The 16,129-nt window shown below is 67.0% G+C and carries 13 protein-coding genes; 8 read left to right on the top strand and 5 right to left on the bottom strand.

Annotation, left to right across the window (positions count from 1 at the left end; genetic code table 11):
- Positions 1-382: 382 nt before the first annotated feature.
- From B0W80_RS12210 to B0W80_RS12195, 3 genes are all read left to right on the top strand, one after another.
- A complete protein-coding gene (locus tag B0W80_RS12210; protein ID WP_083745337.1) occupies positions 383-907 on the top strand; it encodes a hemerythrin domain-containing protein in 525 nt (174 codons plus the stop codon).
- Entirely contained in the window at positions 904-2,043 is a 1,140-nt protein-coding gene (locus B0W80_RS12205; protein ID WP_076999404.1) for a glutathione-independent formaldehyde dehydrogenase, read from the top strand. Before B0W80_RS12210 ends, B0W80_RS12205 begins: the two co-directional genes overlap by 4 nt.
- Positions 2,044-2,950: 907 nt before the next feature.
- The gene (locus B0W80_RS12195; protein ID WP_076999402.1) at positions 2,951-5,599 is read left to right on the top strand and encodes an excinuclease ABC subunit UvrA; all 2,649 of its coding nucleotides are present in this window, start codon (positions 2,951-2,953) and stop codon (positions 5,597-5,599) included.
- A gap of 474 nt (positions 5,600-6,073) precedes the next feature.
- On the opposite strand, the gene glmS is transcribed toward B0W80_RS12195, so the two are convergent.
- Positions 6,074-7,954 carry a glutamine--fructose-6-phosphate transaminase (isomerizing) gene (gene glmS, locus B0W80_RS12190; RefSeq protein ID WP_076999401.1) on the bottom strand — a complete coding sequence of 627 codons (1,881 nt, stop codon included), beginning with the start codon at positions 7,952-7,954 and terminating at the stop codon, positions 6,074-6,076.
- Positions 7,955-8,091: 137 nt separating this feature from the next.
- Here glmS and B0W80_RS12185 point away from each other — a divergent pair, with 137 nt between their 5' ends.
- Positions 8,092-8,574 (top strand): Lrp/AsnC family transcriptional regulator, encoded by a 483-nt coding sequence (locus B0W80_RS12185; protein WP_076999400.1) that lies wholly within the window; start codon positions 8,092-8,094, stop codon positions 8,572-8,574.
- 33 nt (positions 8,575-8,607) lie between these two features.
- On the opposite strand, the gene glmU is transcribed toward B0W80_RS12185, so the two are convergent.
- Complete coding sequence (gene glmU, locus B0W80_RS12180) at positions 8,608-10,032, bottom strand: bifunctional UDP-N-acetylglucosamine diphosphorylase/glucosamine-1-phosphate N-acetyltransferase GlmU (RefSeq protein ID WP_076999399.1); 1,425 nt, start codon at positions 10,030-10,032, stop codon at positions 8,608-8,610.
- On the opposite strand from glmU, the gene B0W80_RS12175 reads away from it, so the two are divergent.
- Both B0W80_RS12175 and B0W80_RS12170 read left to right on the top strand, forming a co-directional pair.
- Positions 10,031-10,912 (top strand): DUF6279 family lipoprotein, encoded by an 882-nt coding sequence (locus tag B0W80_RS12175; protein ID WP_256856555.1) that lies wholly within the window; start codon positions 10,031-10,033, stop codon positions 10,910-10,912. The genes glmU and B0W80_RS12175 overlap by 2 nt on opposite strands.
- A gap of 114 nt (positions 10,913-11,026) precedes the next feature.
- Positions 11,027-11,959, top strand: coding sequence for a hypothetical protein (locus tag B0W80_RS12170; RefSeq protein WP_076999398.1), 933 nt, complete (start codon positions 11,027-11,029; stop codon positions 11,957-11,959).
- Here the strand turns inward: B0W80_RS12170 and B0W80_RS12165 are convergent.
- Complete coding sequence (locus tag B0W80_RS12165) at positions 11,944-13,248, bottom strand: lipopolysaccharide biosynthesis protein (protein WP_076999397.1); 1,305 nt, start codon at positions 13,246-13,248, stop codon at positions 11,944-11,946. The two genes, B0W80_RS12170 and B0W80_RS12165, sit on opposite strands and share 16 nt — an antisense overlap.
- Positions 13,249-13,371: 123 nt before the next feature.
- Complete coding sequence (locus B0W80_RS12160) at positions 13,372-14,142, bottom strand: Crp/Fnr family transcriptional regulator (protein ID WP_083745336.1); 771 nt, start codon at positions 14,140-14,142, stop codon at positions 13,372-13,374.
- A 90-nt stretch (positions 14,143-14,232) separates the two neighbouring features.
- Here B0W80_RS12160 and B0W80_RS12155 point away from each other — a divergent pair, with 90 nt between their 5' ends.
- A complete protein-coding gene (locus tag B0W80_RS12155) occupies positions 14,233-14,625 on the top strand; it encodes a BLUF domain-containing protein (RefSeq protein WP_076999396.1) in 393 nt (130 codons plus the stop codon).
- Between the two features lie 22 nt (positions 14,626-14,647).
- Here B0W80_RS12155 and B0W80_RS12150 read toward each other — a convergent pair whose 3' ends face one another.
- Positions 14,648-14,971, bottom strand: coding sequence for a DUF2917 domain-containing protein (locus tag B0W80_RS12150; RefSeq protein ID WP_076999395.1), 324 nt, complete (start codon positions 14,969-14,971; stop codon positions 14,648-14,650).
- Positions 14,972-15,139: 168 nt separating this feature from the next.
- On the opposite strand from B0W80_RS12150, the gene B0W80_RS12145 reads away from it, so the two are divergent.
- Entirely contained in the window at positions 15,140-16,123 is a 984-nt protein-coding gene (locus tag B0W80_RS12145) for a LysR substrate-binding domain-containing protein (RefSeq protein WP_076999394.1), read from the top strand.
- Positions 16,124-16,129: the final 6 nt, after the last annotated feature.

The raw sequence follows: 16,129 nt of genomic DNA, 5'->3' as shown, positions 1-16,129 counted from the left end.
GTCCGCTCTAGTGGGCATGAATTGCTGTTCGGCAAACGTCCGCTCCGGGTTACCTTAACCGCTGCAGGCCTTCGTTCGTTCGTAGGGTTCATCCACGACTTTGAACTGGTGATTCCTACACGGGGCGTCCCGGGCGCTGCTAGCTTGAATCGTTTCACAAATGCTGCGGGCGTCCCAGCCATTGCCCGCTCTAACAGCGGAAGCGTCACTTCATCTTCTCTCATAAGTGGGCCGCACATACCTGCCTGCCTTGGGAGTGCGCGACCCTTGTTGTCTTCCTATCAGCGGACGGGGGTCCCCGTCGGCACTGGGTGTGGGCGGTCTCCCGCACTCCATCGCCCGAGCACGACGCTCAGGCGGCGGCTCAACGAAGGAGTATCCCGTGTCAACATCCATTGCCTACGAAGACGCGGTGGACCTTCTCGACGGCGACCACAAGCTCGTCCAGAAGCTCTTCATCCATTACCAGGCCCTCCGCGAATTCGGCGCCCCCGCGGCCGATCGCCAGATGCTCGCCCAGCGCATCTGCGCCGCGCTCACGATCCATACGCAGATCGAGGAAGAGATCTTCTACCCGGCGGTGCGCAAGGCCACCGGCGACGACGCGCTGCTCGATCATGCCGAGCAAGAGCACCAGGAGGCCAAGGACCTGATCGCCCGCATCCAGGGCACGAGCCCGGCGGACGAGGGCTACGACGACTGCGTGAAGCAGCTCGCCGAGGCGGTCATGGCGCACGTGATGGAAGAGCGCGAACGCGTCTTCCTCCAGGCGCGCTACTCACCGCTGGACCTGCGCGGGCTCGCGGTGAAGCTGTACGAGCGCAAGCACGAGCTGAAGTCGGCCGCGGGCGGGATGCCTGAGCTGCCCGTCGAGAAGACGCCCGAGCAGATCGAGGAGCACGCATGAAAGCCCTCGTTTACAACGGACCGTGCGACGTCTCGGTCAAGAACGTGCCCGACGCGAAGATCGAACGCTCGACCGACGTGCTGGTCAAGATCACCACCACCAACATCTGCGGCTCGGACCTGCATATGTACGAAGGCCGCACCGACATGCCGCCCGGCCGCATCCTCGGCCACGAGAACCTCGGCGTCGTCCTCGAGGTCGGCCCTGCGGTCGATCGCATCAAGATCGGCGACTGGGTGGCGCTGCCGTTCAACGTCGGCTGCGGCTTCTGCGAGAACTGCGAGCGCGGTCTGAGCGCCTACTGCCTGACGACCAATCCCGGGATGGCCGGCGCCGCGTTCGGCTTCGCCGACATGGGACCGTATGCAGGCGGCCAGGCCGAGCTGCTGCGGGTGCCCTACGGCGACTACAACTGCCTGGTGCTGCCGCGCGACGCCGAGGCCAAGCAAAACGACTACGTAATGCTCTCGGACATCTTTCCGACCGGCTACCACGCGACGGAGTTGGCGGGCGTGAAGCCGGGCGAGAGCGTCGTGATCTACGGCGCCGGGCCGGTCGGGCTGATGGCGGCGCTCTCCGCCGTGACCAAGGGCGCGAGCCAAGTGATGATTGTCGACACCCAGCAGGACCGCCTGGCACTGGCCGAGAAGGTCGGCGCGATCCCGATCGACAACACCGAGGGCGACGGCGTGGAGCAGGTGATGGAGCTGACCGGCGGCAAGGGGGCCGACCGGGGCTGCGAATGCGTCGGCTACCAGTGCTGCAACCTGCACCGCGAAGAGGTGCCGGGTCTCACGATGAACAACCTGGTCGCCTCCGTGAAGTTCACCGGCCGCATCGGCTGCGTCGGCGTGTTCGTGCCGCAAGACCCGGGCTCCGAAGACAAGCTCGGCCGGGTCGGCAAGATGCCGTTCGACTTCGGCATGTTCTGGTTCAAAGGCCAGAGCCTGGGCACGGGGCAGTGCAACGTCAAGGCCTACAACCGCTTCCTCAGCAAACTGATCGAGAAGGACAAGGTCAACCCGGCGTTCATCGTCTCGCACGAGCTGCCGCTCGAGCAGGCGCCTGAAGGCTACGACAACTTTGACAAGCGCAACGAAGGCTGGACCAAGGTGGTCCTGAAGCCCGGCCGCTGACGGCGGCTCTTCGGCGCGGGGCCCGGAACGGCGTCGCGACGACGCTTTGCCGCGCCTCGTTGTGTGGTTCCAACGTCGCAGATGGTCCCTACGCCGCCCTCGCATGCGACCGCCGTACGGCGGGCGCGCTGCGGGATCCGTGTTCGCAACGCGACGCCTACGACTCTGATCGGCTCGAAAGCATCAGCGGGTGACCACCGCATTCGTGATCGGCAAGGCGTTCGCGTCTTCAACGCGTCGGAGCTCCGACAGACACGCAGTGTGTCATCGGCTCAGGCGGGAACTGATTCTTGAAACCAAGACGCCGGGACAGCTGTCTAGCTGCCGCCCGCAGCGCGGTGGCTACAGGTCCGTTCCAGTCGGGATCCAGCAAATCAGCTCGGTTCACCACCGTTAGTGCCAATACCATGTCGCCGCCTACAGGCGCTGGCCGAGCTTCTTGCGCGTCAGGCGCAGGCACGTGGCGTGCATCGCGGCAGCGCCTCCAGGGTGCATCGACTCGACCCGGGCCACGGCGACGATCCGCGATTTACGCCGGCGCCGCTGACGGTCGGCTATCTCGCGACGCAGTGCGCGGGGAGCCGCCAGCCTGCCCGCTAGATGCAATGGGATTTCGGACATCGAAGGCCGCACTCTGCGGATCGTGCGTGACAGCATACTGGACCTGCATTGTCCCAGGGCAGCCATCGTAAAGGCTGCAACGTTCTTCATTTCGGTGCGCACGCTTCGGTCATCGAGCCGCCACTCGACGTGCTTGCCTGGCGGAGCGAGGCGAGCTCCGTTCGTGTGCGCGGATGCGGCCGCGACTTACAAGGCAGCCGTGCGACAAAGTGCAAGGTGCATGCAGAGCCTGCGCAGGTGCCGCCTGCCGTAGCGACCCGACGAACGACGCCACAGAAAGGGTCCCATGGTTGACGATCCCGAGCAGAGCAAAGACCGCCCACGGACAGACCCATGTGTCCGGGTCCGCGGCGCACGCGAACACAACCTGAAGAATGTGGACGTCGACTTGCCACGCGATGCATTGGTCGTGTTCAGCGGCGTTTCGGGTTCGGGCAAGTCCTCGCTGGCCTTCGGCACGCTCTACGCCGAAGCGCAGCGGCGCTACCTCGAATCGGTTGCACCCTATGCACGCCGTCTCATCGACCAGGCCGGCGTGCCCGAATTCGATTCGATCACAGGCCTGCCGCCTGCCGTAGCGTTGCAGCAGCAGCGGGCCACGCCCAGCGCGCGTTCTTCCGTCGGGAGCGTGACGACGATTTCGAACTCCCTGCGCATGCTCTATTCGCGCGCGGGCACCTACCCTCCGCGCCAGCCGATGCTGTACGCCGAAGACTTCTCGCCCAACACGGTGCAGGGCGCGTGTCCTACATGCCACGGGCTGGGGCGCACCTACGAGGTCACGGAACGAACGATGGTTCCGGACGATTCGCTGACGATTCGCGAACGGGCCATCGCTGCCTGGCCGCCCGCATGGCATGGGCAGAACCTGCGCGACATCCTCGTGACGCTGGGCCATGACGTCGACACGCCGTGGCGCGCCCTGCCGAGGAAGGTGCGCGACTGGATCCTCTTCACGGACGATCAGCCGACGGTGCCGGTGTACGCGGGATTCACGCCCGCAGAAACACGCGCCGCACTGCGCAGCAAGATGGAACCGAGCTACCAGGGAACCTTCACGGGCGCCCGCAAATACGTACTGCACACCTTTGCGACCACGCAGAGCGACCTCATGAAAAAGCGCGTCGCCCGGTTCATGGAGCCCAGTACCTGCCCCACCTGCAAGGGACGCCGGCTGAAGCGCGAGGCCTTGTCGGTGACTTTCGCGGGCAAAGACATCGGCACGTTGTCGCAACTGCCGCTGTCCGAACTGGCGAGCGTGCTGGCACCGGCAGCGGGCGGCTCCTTTTCCGGGAAGCCCGACGCCAACGTGCTCAGCCGTGACGCGGCCAGGCGCGCCACGGCGAAGCGCGCAGCCGCTGGCGGGTCGGCCCATCTTGGCGCTCCGGACGTGCGGAACACGCCGGCACTCTCGGAGGAAAAACGCATCGCTGCCCAACGCATCGCCCACGATGTGCTCCGGCGCGTCACGACTCTGCTGGAACTCGGGCTCGGCTATCTGTCGCTCGACCGCCTCACGCCAACGCTGTCGCCCGGCGAACAGCAACGGATGCGACTGGCCACGCAGATCCGCTCGAATCTGTTCGGGGTCGTCTATGTCCTCGACGAACCCTCCGCCGGCCTGCACCCTGCAGACAGCGAGGCTCTGCTGACTGCGCTGGACCGACTCAAGGCGGCCGGCAATTCGCTCTTCGTCGTCGAGCACGACCTCGACATCATGCGGCGCGCTGACTGGCTCGTCGATGTCGGCCCCGATGCCGGCGAAAAGGGAGGCCAGGTGCTCTTCAGCGGTCCGCCGGCCGGACTTCGAGCGGTCGAGACCTCGCATACCGCGCGCTACCTGTTCGACACGGCGCCACCGCCGCCTCGCACGCCGCGCGAGCCCGCGGGCTGGCTCGCCCTGGCGCAAGTCAGTTGCAACAACCTGAGCAGACTCGACATCGAGTTTCCGCTCGGCGTGCTCACGGCCGTCACCGGTGTTTCGGGTTCCGGCAAATCGAGCCTGGTCACGCGGGCCTTGACGGAACTCGTCGCCGCGCACCTCGGCCACGAGGGGCCACAGGACGAGGAAGACCGGATCGAGGCAGCGGCGCAGGACCGCGTGACGGGTCACATCGCCCGCGGCGCGGAATCGCTGCGCAGGCTGGTGCATGTCGACCAGAAGCCGATCGGCCGTACGCCGCGTTCGAACCTCGCCACCTACACCGGGTTGTTCGACCATGTGCGCAAGCTGTTCGCCGCCACGCCCGCGGCCAGGGCGCGGCGCTTCGATGCAGGCCGCTTCTCCTTCAACGTAGCCAAGGGGCGGTGCGACACCTGCGAGGGCGAAGGATTCGTCAGCGTGGAATTGCTGTTCATGCCCAGTGTCTACGCGCCCTGCCCGACCTGCCACGGCGCGCGATACAACGAGAAAACGCTCGCCATCCGCTGGCGTGACAAAAGCATCGCTGACATTCTCCGCATGACCGTCGACGAAGCCGTCGGCTTCTTCATCGACGAACCTGCGGTGGAGCGCCCGCTGATACTGTTGCAGGCCATCGGGCTTGGCTACCTGCGCCTGGGCCAGCCCGCCACCGAGCTTTCGGGCGGAGAGGCACAACGCATCAAGCTCGCCACGGAGTTGCAGCGCGCGCAACGTGGCAGCGGTCTTTACGTGCTTGACGAACCGACGACCGGACTTCATCCCTCCGACGTCGACAAGCTGATGCTGCAACTCAACGGCCTGGTCGCTGCGGGTAACACGGTGATCGTGGTGGAGCACGACATGCGGGTCGTGGCGGCGTGCGATTGGGTGATCGACATGGGGCCGGGCGCAGGCCACGAAGGCGGCCGCGTGGTAGTGGCAGGACTGCCTGCGCATGTGGCTGCTTCGGCAAGCAGCGTCACGGCGCCCTACCTTGCGCCGGTCCTGCACGGTCGGTCGCGCGAAAGCTAGCAGGTCGCTCGTCGACGGCGCGGTACCGGCACGCGTTCAGGGTCGACACGCCCCACGAATCACTTTAGATTTGTCGAATGGCCACCGCGACAATTCTGTCGATCCTCTCGAAAGATACTGGAGCAAACGCGACTTCGCGATCACTTCCGAGCCACGAGGAGAGCGCAAGGCTGGAAAATCGCACGCACTGTCCTTCGCGGTCCAGAAGCATGCGGCAAGCCGCCCGCGCTACGCCTTCCGGCTCGAGTTGGACGGGGTGCTGCCGTCTGCCGAAAGGGTCTGAGCTTAGGAGACTGTCGTGCTTTGGGTAGCTCGAGCGTTCGGCGCCCCGTTCGTTGGCGGAGCGAGCAAACCCAGTTCCCTTAGTCAAAAATGACCACAACTCATTTTCTTAGTAAATCTGGGGGTCCTCACAGGGAGAAAAGGACCACAACTTTAGGAAACCTACGCCAGCCCCGAAGCTACCGGCGCGCCCTACTCCACCGTCACACTCTTCGCCAGGTTCCGCGGCTTGTCCACGTCCGTGCCCCGCGCACACGCCGTGTGATACGCCAGCAGCTGCAGCGGCACAACGTGCAGCATCGGCGACAGCGCGCCATAGTGCTCGGGCATGCGGATGACGTGCAGGCCCTCGCCGCTTTCGATGTGCGTGTCACCGTCGGCCAGCACGTAGAGCACGCCGCCGCGCGCGCGCACTTCCTGCAGGTTGCTCTTGAGCTTTTCGAGCAGGGCGTCGTTGGGCGCCACCGCCACCACAGGCATCTCGCTGGTCACCAGCGCCAGCGGGCCGTGCTTGAGTTCGCCGGCGGCGTAGGCCTCGGCGTGGATGTAGGTCACTTCCTTGAGCTTGAGCGCGCCTTCGAGCGCGATCGGGTAGTGCAGGCCGCGGCCCAGGAACAGGGCGTTTTCCTTGCGTGCGAAGTCTTCGGCCCAGCTGATGATCTGGGGCTCCAGCGCCAGCACCGACTGGAGCGCGACGGGCAGGTGGCGCATCTCCTTGAGGTAGCGCGCCTCGTCTGCCTCGCCTAGCCGATTCTTGGCCTGGGCCAGCGCGAGCGTCAGCAGGAACAGGCCCGCCAGCTGCGTGGTGAAGGCCTTGGTCGACGCCACGCCGATCTCGACGCCGGCGCGCGTGATGTAGGCCAGCTTGCATTCGCGCACCATCGCGCTGGTCGCGACGTTGCACACGGTGAGGGTCTGCTCCATGCCCAGCGACCGCGCATGCCGCAAGGCGGCCAGCGTGTCGGCTGTCTCGCCCGACTGGCTGATGGTGACGACCAACGTCGTCGGGTCGGGCACGGAGTCGCGGTAGCGGTACTCGCTGGCGATCTCGACCTGGGTCGGGATCTTCGCGATGCCCTCGAGCCAGTACTTGGCGGTGCAGCCGCTGTAGTAGCTGGTGCCGCACGCGAGGATGAGGACCTTGTCGATGTCCTTGAAGACACGCCACGCCGCGGCACCGGGCGCGCCGTCCTGGCCCGCGCCGTCGAATAGCTCGGGCACGATGCCCTCGATGCCTTCGAGCGTGTCGCCGATGGCGCGCGGCTGCTCGAAGATTTCCTTCTGCATGTAGTGGCGGTACGGGCCCAGCTCGGCCGCGCCGCTGTGCGCGAGCACGGTGCGTGCCTTGCGCGTGACGGGCTTGTGAGCGCGGTCGACGATCCAGTGGCGGCCCGGTTGCAGGTCGACCACGTCGCCCTCTTCCAGATACACGATCTGGTCGGTGACGCCGGCCAGGGCCATGGCATCGCTGGCCAGGAAGTTCTCGCCGCCCTCCTTGCCGAGGCCGAGGATCAGCGGCGAGCCGGCACGGGCGCCGACCACCCGGTGCGGCTCGTCGCGGCACATCACGGCGATGGCGTAGGCGCCCTGCAGCTGCAGCACGCTGGCCTTGACGGCCTCGAACAGGTCGCCGTCGTAGTGGCTGTCGACGAGATGCGCGATGACCTCGGTGTCGGTCTGGCTCTCGAAGCGGTAGCCCTTGGCCTGCAGCCTGGCACGCAGCGCCTCGTGGTTCTCGATGATGCCGTTGTGCACCAGGGCCACACGGCCGGGCCGTGCGGTGCCGGCGTCCTCGCCGGGGCCGTGGCTGAAGTGGGGGTGCGCGTTGTGCACGGCCGGGGCGCCGTGCGTGGCCCAGCGGGTGTGGGCGATGCCGGTGCCGCCTTCGATGTGGTCCTCCGCGACCTGGGTCAGCAGGTCGGCAACGCGGGCGGTGGTGCGGGCCCGCTGCAGGCCGCTCGCGTGGACGGCCACGCCACAGGAGTCGTAGCCGCGGTATTCGAGCCGCTGCAGGCCTTGGACGAGGATGGGAACGATGTTGCGGCTGGAGACGGCGCCGACGATGCCACACATGGAAGTACTCCTGCTGAGGGAAAGAGGCAGGATCGTAGGCGGGTCGGCTAGAAATTTGTCGTCAATCGAATACGATATTTGGCTATAAATTTCATCACTCTCATTTGTTGAAATAAAATTCCAATCAACGCTTGGATATGAACTTTTTAGCCATGGATGATGTAGACATTGCTCTACTCAACGCCCTGCAGGACGATGCCTCGGCCAGCAACCAATCGCTGGCCGAGCGCTTCGATTTGTCGCCCGCCACCTGCCTGCGCCGTGTTCGGCGGCTGCGCGAAAGCGGCTGGATCGCCCGCGAGGTCGCGATCGTCGACCCGGATCGCATTGGAGGCTTGCTCACCGCCGTGATCGAGATTTCACTGGACCGCCAGGACGCGGCCGCGCTCGACGCCTTCGAGGACCGCGTCGTGGCGGACGCGGCCGTGCAGCAGTGCTACCGCGTTTCGCCCGGCCCCGACTTCATCCTCATCGCGACGGTGCGAGACATGCCGGGCTATCAGGCGCTCGCCCAGCGCTTGTTCACCACCGATGCGAACGTGCGCAACGTCAAGGCCTTCTTCAGCGTGAAGCGCGCGAAGTTCGACACGCGGATGCCGCTGCCGACGCTCGGCGCATAGGCGCCGGCGGCCGCGCCTCCCAAAGCCGCGCGGCTACTTCTTTTTGGGGCGTTTCCAGTCGGGAATGCTGACCTGCCGGCCTCGCGACACCGTCAACGATCCCGGCTCGGTGCTCTTCGTCACGGTCGAGCCCCCGCCCACGGTGCCACCGGCGCCGATGGTGATCGGCGCCACCAGCACGCAGTTGCTGCCCACGTGCACGTCGTCGCCGATCACGGTGCGGTGCTTGTTGGCGCCGTCGTAGTTGGCGGTGATGCTGCCGGCGCCGTAGTTGACGCGCTCGCCCACCGTGGCATCGCCCAGGTAGGCCAGGTGGTTGGCCTTGGCACCGGCGGCCAGCGTCGAATTCTTGACCTCGACGAAGTTGCCGATGTGCACTTCGGCCCCGAGCCGCGCACCGGGCCGCAGCCGCGCGAAGGGGCCGATGCGCGCAGCCACGCCCACGGTGGCGCCGGCCTTCTCGCCGTCGATGTGGGTGAAGGGATGGATCACCGCGCCGGTGTCGATGCGTGCATTGGCGATCACGCAATTGGCCCCCACGCGCACGCCGGCGCCGAGCGAGACGGCGCCTTCGAAGATGCAGTTGACGTCGATCTCCACGTCGGCTTCGCAGACCAGGCTGCCACGCACGTCGATGCGTGCCGGGTCGGCCAGGCGCACGCCCTGCTCGAGCAGCGCGTCGGCCTGGCGGCGCTGAAAGGCACGCTCCAGCCCCGCCAGCTGAACGGGCGTGTTGACCCCGGCCACTTCGAGCAGGTCGTCGATGCGATGCGTCACCACCGGCACGCCGTCGACCGTGGCCAGGCCGACCACGTCGGTCAGGTAGAACTCGCCCTGCGCGTTGCGGTTGTCCAGCCGCGCGAGCCAGGGCCGCAGCAACTGGGTGGGCACGGCCATCACGCCGGTGTAGACCTCGCGGATCGCACGCTGCGCCTCGTTGGCGTCTTTTTCCTCGACGATCGCCTGGATCTCGCCTTCGCCCTCGGGATCGGGCGCGCGCACGATGCGGCCGTAGCCGGTCGGGTCGTCGGCCTCGATGGTGAGCAGCGCGAGCCGGCGGCCTGCGCTCTGGGCGACCAAGTCGCGCAGCGTGGCCTCGCCGATCAGGGGCACGTCGCCCGACAACACCACCACGATGCCGTCGTCGGCCAGCAGTGGCGCCGCCTGCTGCAACGCATGGCCGGTGCCCAGCTGCGGCACCTGGCGCGCGAACTGCGGCACCACGCCGGCCACGCCTTGGGCCAATGCCGCTTCGACGTCCGTGGCGCCGTGGCCCGTGACCACCACGACCTGGCGGGCGCCGACGCGCCCGGCCGTGTCGACCACATGGGCCACCAGCGCACGCCCGCCCAAACGATGCAACACTTTGGGCAGGCTGCTTTTCATGCGCGTGCCTTTGCCTGCGGCCATGATGACGACGTCGACCGGTTCCTGGTTGTCCTGTGGAGTCCTGTTCATGCTTTCTCGACTGCGTTGCTTCTGGGTGGCGCGAATTATCGGCGTGGTGCTTGCAACGATCGTGCTCGGCGCCTGCAGCACGATCAAGCTGGCCTACAACAACCTGCCCGAGCTGAGCTACTGGTGGCTGGACGGCTACCTCGACTTCGACGGCTCGCAGACCCCGCGCGTGCGCGACGAGCTGGCCGAGCTGCTGGCCTGGCACCGCCGCAACGAGTTGCCCAAGGTGGCTGCCCTCCTGCGCGAGGCCCAGGCGCTGGCGCCGGGCGACATCACGCCGCAGCAGGCCTGCGGCTTCGCCGACCGTATTCGTGAACGCCTGCTCGCCGTGGCGGTGCAGGCGGAGGGCCCCGGCACCACCCTGGCGCTGAGCCTGGGCTCGGCGCAGCTGCAGCAGCTCGAGCGCAAGTACGAGAAGAACAATGCCGACTACCGCAAGGAATGGCTCGACCGCACGCCGGCGCGCTGGCAGGAAAAGCGCTTCGACCGCTTCCTGGAGCGCAACGAAGACTTCTACGGCCCGCTTGAGCCGGCCCAGCGCGAGCTGCTGAAGACGCAGGTGGCCCAGTCGGTGTTCGACCCGCGGCTGCTCGACCGGGAGCGCCGAACGCGCCAGCAGGAAGCGCTGACCCTGCTGCGCCGTTTCCAGCAGGTGCGCACCACGCCGACCGAGGCGCGTGCCGCCATCCACACCTACGTGCTGCACATCGCCAGCCCGCCGCCCGGCGCCTGGCGCGACCATGCGGAGGCGCTGCAGCAGGAAGGCTGCCGCAATCTGGCGGAGCTGCACAACAGCACCAGCGCTCGCCAGCGCGAGCAGGCCGTGCGACGCCTGCAGGCCTACGAGCGCGATCTGGACCAACTGGCCGCCGCGCTTTGAGGCATCCGTCACAGGCCAACCGGCCGTAGAGCGGATGCGCTGCAGCACGAGTACAACATTTGTTTACACTCTCGCGCACATCGCCCGCAAGATTTCCCCGGCCCTCAGCCCTCCATGAACATCACCCTCTGCACGCTTTTCGAGAAGAACTACCACTACGGCGTGGCGGCGCTGGCCAATTCGCTGATCGCCTCCGGCTACCAGGGCGAACTGTGGGTGGGCTACCGGGGCGCCCTGCCCAGCTGGATCGTCGATGCGCCGGCCTATGACCGCGCCAGTGGCCGGTTTCCCGTGGGCGCGGGCCTGGTGCTGCGCATGCTGGAGCTCGACACGCCGCTGCACTTCACCTACTACAAGCCGACTTTCATCCGCGAGATGTTCGAAATGCACTCGCCCGGGGCGGACATCGTGGCCTACATCGACCCCGACATCGTGGTCAAGTGCGACTGGGCCTCGCTGTGCGGCTGGTTCAGCGAAGACGGCATCTCGCTGGCCGAAGACGTGAACTGGTGCTTTCCGGCGCGGCACCCCAAGCGCCTGTTGTGGGCCCGCTTCTTCGAGCCGCACGGCGCCACGCCGCGGCGCGGGCTCGACCGCTACTACAACGCCGGCTTCATCGCGGTGTCGCGCGCGCACTTCGAGTTTCTCGACCTGTGGCGGCGGCTGTGCGACCTGGTGGTCGACTACAACGAAGGCGCCAAGCAGCTCAAGGCCGGTGGCTCGGCCGCCCTCTTCCATTCCACCGACCAGGACGCGCTCAACTACGCGCTGACCGTGACCGAAGCGCCGCTCAACACCGCCGGTCCTGAAGCCATGGACTTCGCGCCCGGCGGCTACTACCTCTCGCACGCCATCGGCTCGATCAAGCCGTGGCACGGCGGCTTCATCGGCCATGCGCTGAAGGGGCGGCCGCCCTCGGCTGCGAGCAAGTGGTACTGGCGCTACGCCAACGCGCCGATCCGCGTGTACTCGGACGGCGAGTTGCGCAAGAACGAACGGGCACTCAAGATCGCCGCGGCGATCGGGCGGGTCTACAGGCGCGCCTGAGTCGCGTCCTCGGGCAGCGGCTCGCGCCGCCAGCCCACCCAGCGCGCCGCGAGCAGCGCGTACTGGTAGCCGAAGTTGGCCAGGGCGGTCGCGATGCCGAACCACAGCACCGAGCGCAGGTCGCTGATGCCCACCAGCCACAGGAAGAGCACCTGCGTGATCAGCGTCACCGCGATGCTGTACGTCTGCCCCGAGGTCGCGCCGCGTACCGACAACGTGCGGAACGCAAAGCCCGAGGCGTTCATGACGATCGAGGCCAGGAACACCATCCACACCAGCGGCGCCATGCTCGCGTACTGCTTGCCCAGCAGCAGGATCCACCAGTCCGGAACGAAGAAGGCCGTGAGCAGCACCAGCGAGCCCATCGCGATGTAGGCGATGTGCGACTGCGCGACGATGGTGCCCAGCCGCGGCCCCATGGGCGCGCGGGCGATGGCCGGGAACAGCAGCACGTTGGTGACGCGGTCGACCACGATCAACACCATGGCCAGCCGGCCGAAGGCGCCGACCTCGGCCAGCATGTTGGCGGTGCCGAACAGCGACACCAGGAACACGGTGATGACTCCCTGCACCTGGTAGAAGATGCCCGGCAGCACCAGCGGCTTGGCGATGCGGATGATTTCGCTGTCCACCTTGCGCGCCGGCTCGCCGTCGAGGCGTGCATCGGGCACCTCGGTGCGCCGGAAGGCCTTGCGATAGAGCAGCACGCTGACGAAGCTGCCCGCGGCGGTCGCTGCCACGATGCCCACCACCGACCACGAAGTGATCGGCAGCAGCAGCACGAGCCCCACGAAGCCGATGCGCACGCTGTGCGCGCTGAAGGCCACGCGGTTCAGCGTGGAGATCTGGCTCAGGATCAGCAGCACGGTGCTGGCGTAGTGTTCCCGCAGCGTGAGCAGCACCACCGACACCATCATCAGCGACGCCACCCAGTACGGCCAGCCCGACCACGCATGCTGCTGCGAACTGTAGAACCAATAGGGCACCACCACTGCCAGCCCCAGCCCGAGCAGGTACCAGCGCTTGCGAAAAACCTGGTGGCACACGCCCACCACCCAGTTCCGCTCGCCCGCGCGCTGACCGACGATGGGCAGGCAGCAATGGGCCAGGCCCAGGTCGGTGACGCCCAGGATCAGCGTCATGCAGGCGACGAGGAAGGTGTAGGCCGCGTATTGGTCCTTCGGCAGCACGTTGACGATGAGCAGGCCGGCAATGCCGCCGATGGCGACGCCGAAGGTTTCGACGCCGCCGACCATGGCGATCTGGCGCAGACGGGGCAGGAGCTTCACGGGTGGGCGGCGGCGGTCAGGGGATTGGCCGGCAGGGCGCCGGGTGGGTGGCAGCGCCTGCAAATGCAGACGGGCCTCTACGATACGCGAAGCCCGTGACCACCCGGCAAGCCAGCGGCCCGATCAGATCAACGGTGTGGGCTGCAACGGACGCTCGAAGTAGTCGCCCAGCGCCTCGAGCGCATGCGGCTCCATGATGCGCAGCCAGCCGCCTTCCAGCCGATACAGGCCGAGCCGCTGCAGGCGCCGCAACGTCTTGTTGGTGTGCACCAGCGACAGGCCCAGCGCGTCGGCGATGTGCTGCTGATTGAACGGAAACTCCACCCAGCCTTCGCGCGCCATGCCCACGCGCTCGGCACGGCGGTACAAGTGCATCAGCAGCATCGCGACCCGTTCGGCCGCGTTGCGCCGGCCGGCCGTGACCAGGTTGTCGTCGACCATCTTCTCTTCGCGCGCGGCCAGCCAGGTGATGTGGTAACCCAGCTTCGGTTGCGCCTGGAACAGCGGCCACAGCCGTTCGCGTACGAAGGTGCAGAGCGTGACGTCGGTGACGGCTTCCACGCCGTGCGTATGGCTGTCGGCGAATTCGTCCTGCAGGCCGATGAAGTCGCCCGGCAGCAGGAAGCCGAGGATCTGGCGGCGGCCGTCGCTCAGCGTCTTGTAGCGGAACGCCCAGCCCGAATAGATGGTGTAGAGCTGCGGGCTCGGGCGGTCTTCCTCGATCACCGGCCGGCCTGCTTCCACCACGCGCGCCCCATTGCGGAAGGACTCGATGACGCGCAGGTCTTCTGCCGAGACCGGCAGGAAGGCAGAGTTGCCGCGCAGGGCGCAGCGATGGCATGGATGCTCACCCGCCGGCGGCGGAATGGCTTGGAGATGTTCCTCGAAGTTCACCGCCGGAATATAGGCTGGACGGCGTATGTCTTTTCACATTTCGCAACTGGAAGCGCACTCCTACACTCCCCTCGCCCATCGATCCCCCGCATGTCCGAGCCGCTTCACGAGATCCTTTACTGCAGCCTGCTGGCGCCCCAGTGCCCGACCGACGCCGTCGGCCACATCGTGTCCCAGGCCCGCGCGCGCAACGCGCACGAGTCGATCACGGGCTTGCTGGTTTTCGACGGCATGCACTTCTGCCATCACATCGAGGGGCCGCGCGGAAACGTGCTGCGCCTGCTGGATCGGATCGAGGCCGATCCGCGGCACGTGGAGATGAAGGTGCTGCACGAAGGTGCGCTCGACGTTCGCCGCTACCTGCGCTTCGACATGGGGCTGGCCCATGTCGAGGAAACCGATCACGTCGAGGACTTGTGCATGCTCGACGGCGCGGAGGCGCTGGCGCAATTCCTCGCGCTGCGCCCCCGGCTCGATATCTAGAACGACGTCACGGAACAGGCGTTCAGGCCGCGGCGTCCCAGCTGTAGGTGGCGCCATGGGTGTCCCACGGCTCCATCACGATGCGTTCGCCGGCCTCGATGCGCAGCGTCTCGCCCGGTGCGAGCACCAGGTCTTCGCTGCCCCACTGGGCGGTGGCGTCGCGCGTCACCCACACGCGGCCCTGGCGGACGCGCAGGATGCTGGCGCTGGAGGCCTTGATGCTGGTCGCCTCGCCGTAGCCCAGTTGCCAGGCACCGCGGCGCACGGCCGGCGGGACGGTGGCCGGGCGCTTGGCCAGGACCGGGGACGACGGGAACGTGGTGGTGGTGGTGCAGACGGCAGACATACTGGGCTCCTAAGAAGGAAGAGAACGGAAGAGGTTTCTCCAGATCAGCGCAACATCGCGCTTCGGGAATGAATGATCGGCGCTCCTCCGTTGGCGGTCCAATGAAAACGCGGTAGCCTACTGATTCCGCTTTCGCATCAATCGGGCCGACCCGCATCGGACTCTCCCATGCAGTACTCGCAGACCCACCTGCGCTCCCGCCCCATCTCGGCCGGCCATCTGCGCGCCTTCGAGGCGGTGGCCCGGCACCTGAACTTCCGCGCCGCCGCCGAGGAGATGGCGCTCACCCAGTCGGCCGTGAGCCGGCAGATCCAGTCCCTTGAAGAAGAGGTGGGCGTGAGCCTGTTCCTGCGCCACACGCGTGCCGTCGAGCTCACCAGCGCCGGTGCGCAACTGCTGCTGGCGGTGCAGCAGGCGCTGCCGCGCATCGACGGCGCCGTGCGGCAGATACGGCAGAGCGCGGGGCGCAAGAGCGTGTCGCTCACCACCTTCGCGTCCTTCGCGTCGATGTGGCTGATCCCGCGGCTCGAGGCCTTTCAGCGAGACAACCCCGACATCGACATCCGCATCGACGCCACCGATTCGGCGGTCGACATGGACTTGGCGGACATCGACATCGCGCTGCGCTACGGCCCGGCTTCCAGCATGCCGAGCGGCGCCATCCGCCTCTTCGGCGAGACGCTCACGCCGGTGGCCAGCCCGTGGCTGATCAAGAGCAGCCCGCCCATCAAGTCGCCGGCCGACATCGCGAAGTTCACGCTCATCGAAGCCGGCGACGCGCACCGCACGCATCTCGAGTGGCTGACCTGGCGGCGCTGGTTCGACGTGAACGAACTGCAGCGCGCCCAGCCCAAGCGCTGGCTCTACTTCAACTACGCCTACCAGATGGTGCAGGCCGCGCTGGCCGGCCAAGGCGTGGTGCTGGCGCGCAGCTCGCTCATCGCCGAAAGCCTGGCCAACGGCGACCTGGTGCAGGTGCTGCCGCAGCACGGCCTCGATTCACCAATGGCCTACTGGCTCCTGGTCGGCCCGCGCAGCACGCAGCGGCCGGAAATCCAGGCCTTTCGCGACTGGCTGGAGGCGCAGGCCGCCATCACGCGCGAGACCATCGGCGAAGTGCCGGACCCCGACACCATCGATCAGATGGACTGAGCGGGG

Origin of the sequence: Variovorax sp. KK3 (genome assembly GCF_001984055.1) — a bacterium.
In the GTDB taxonomy this organism is placed as follows: domain Bacteria; phylum Pseudomonadota; class Gammaproteobacteria; order Burkholderiales; family Burkholderiaceae_C; genus Variovorax.
This window is presented reverse-complemented; position numbering and strand designations above follow the sequence as displayed.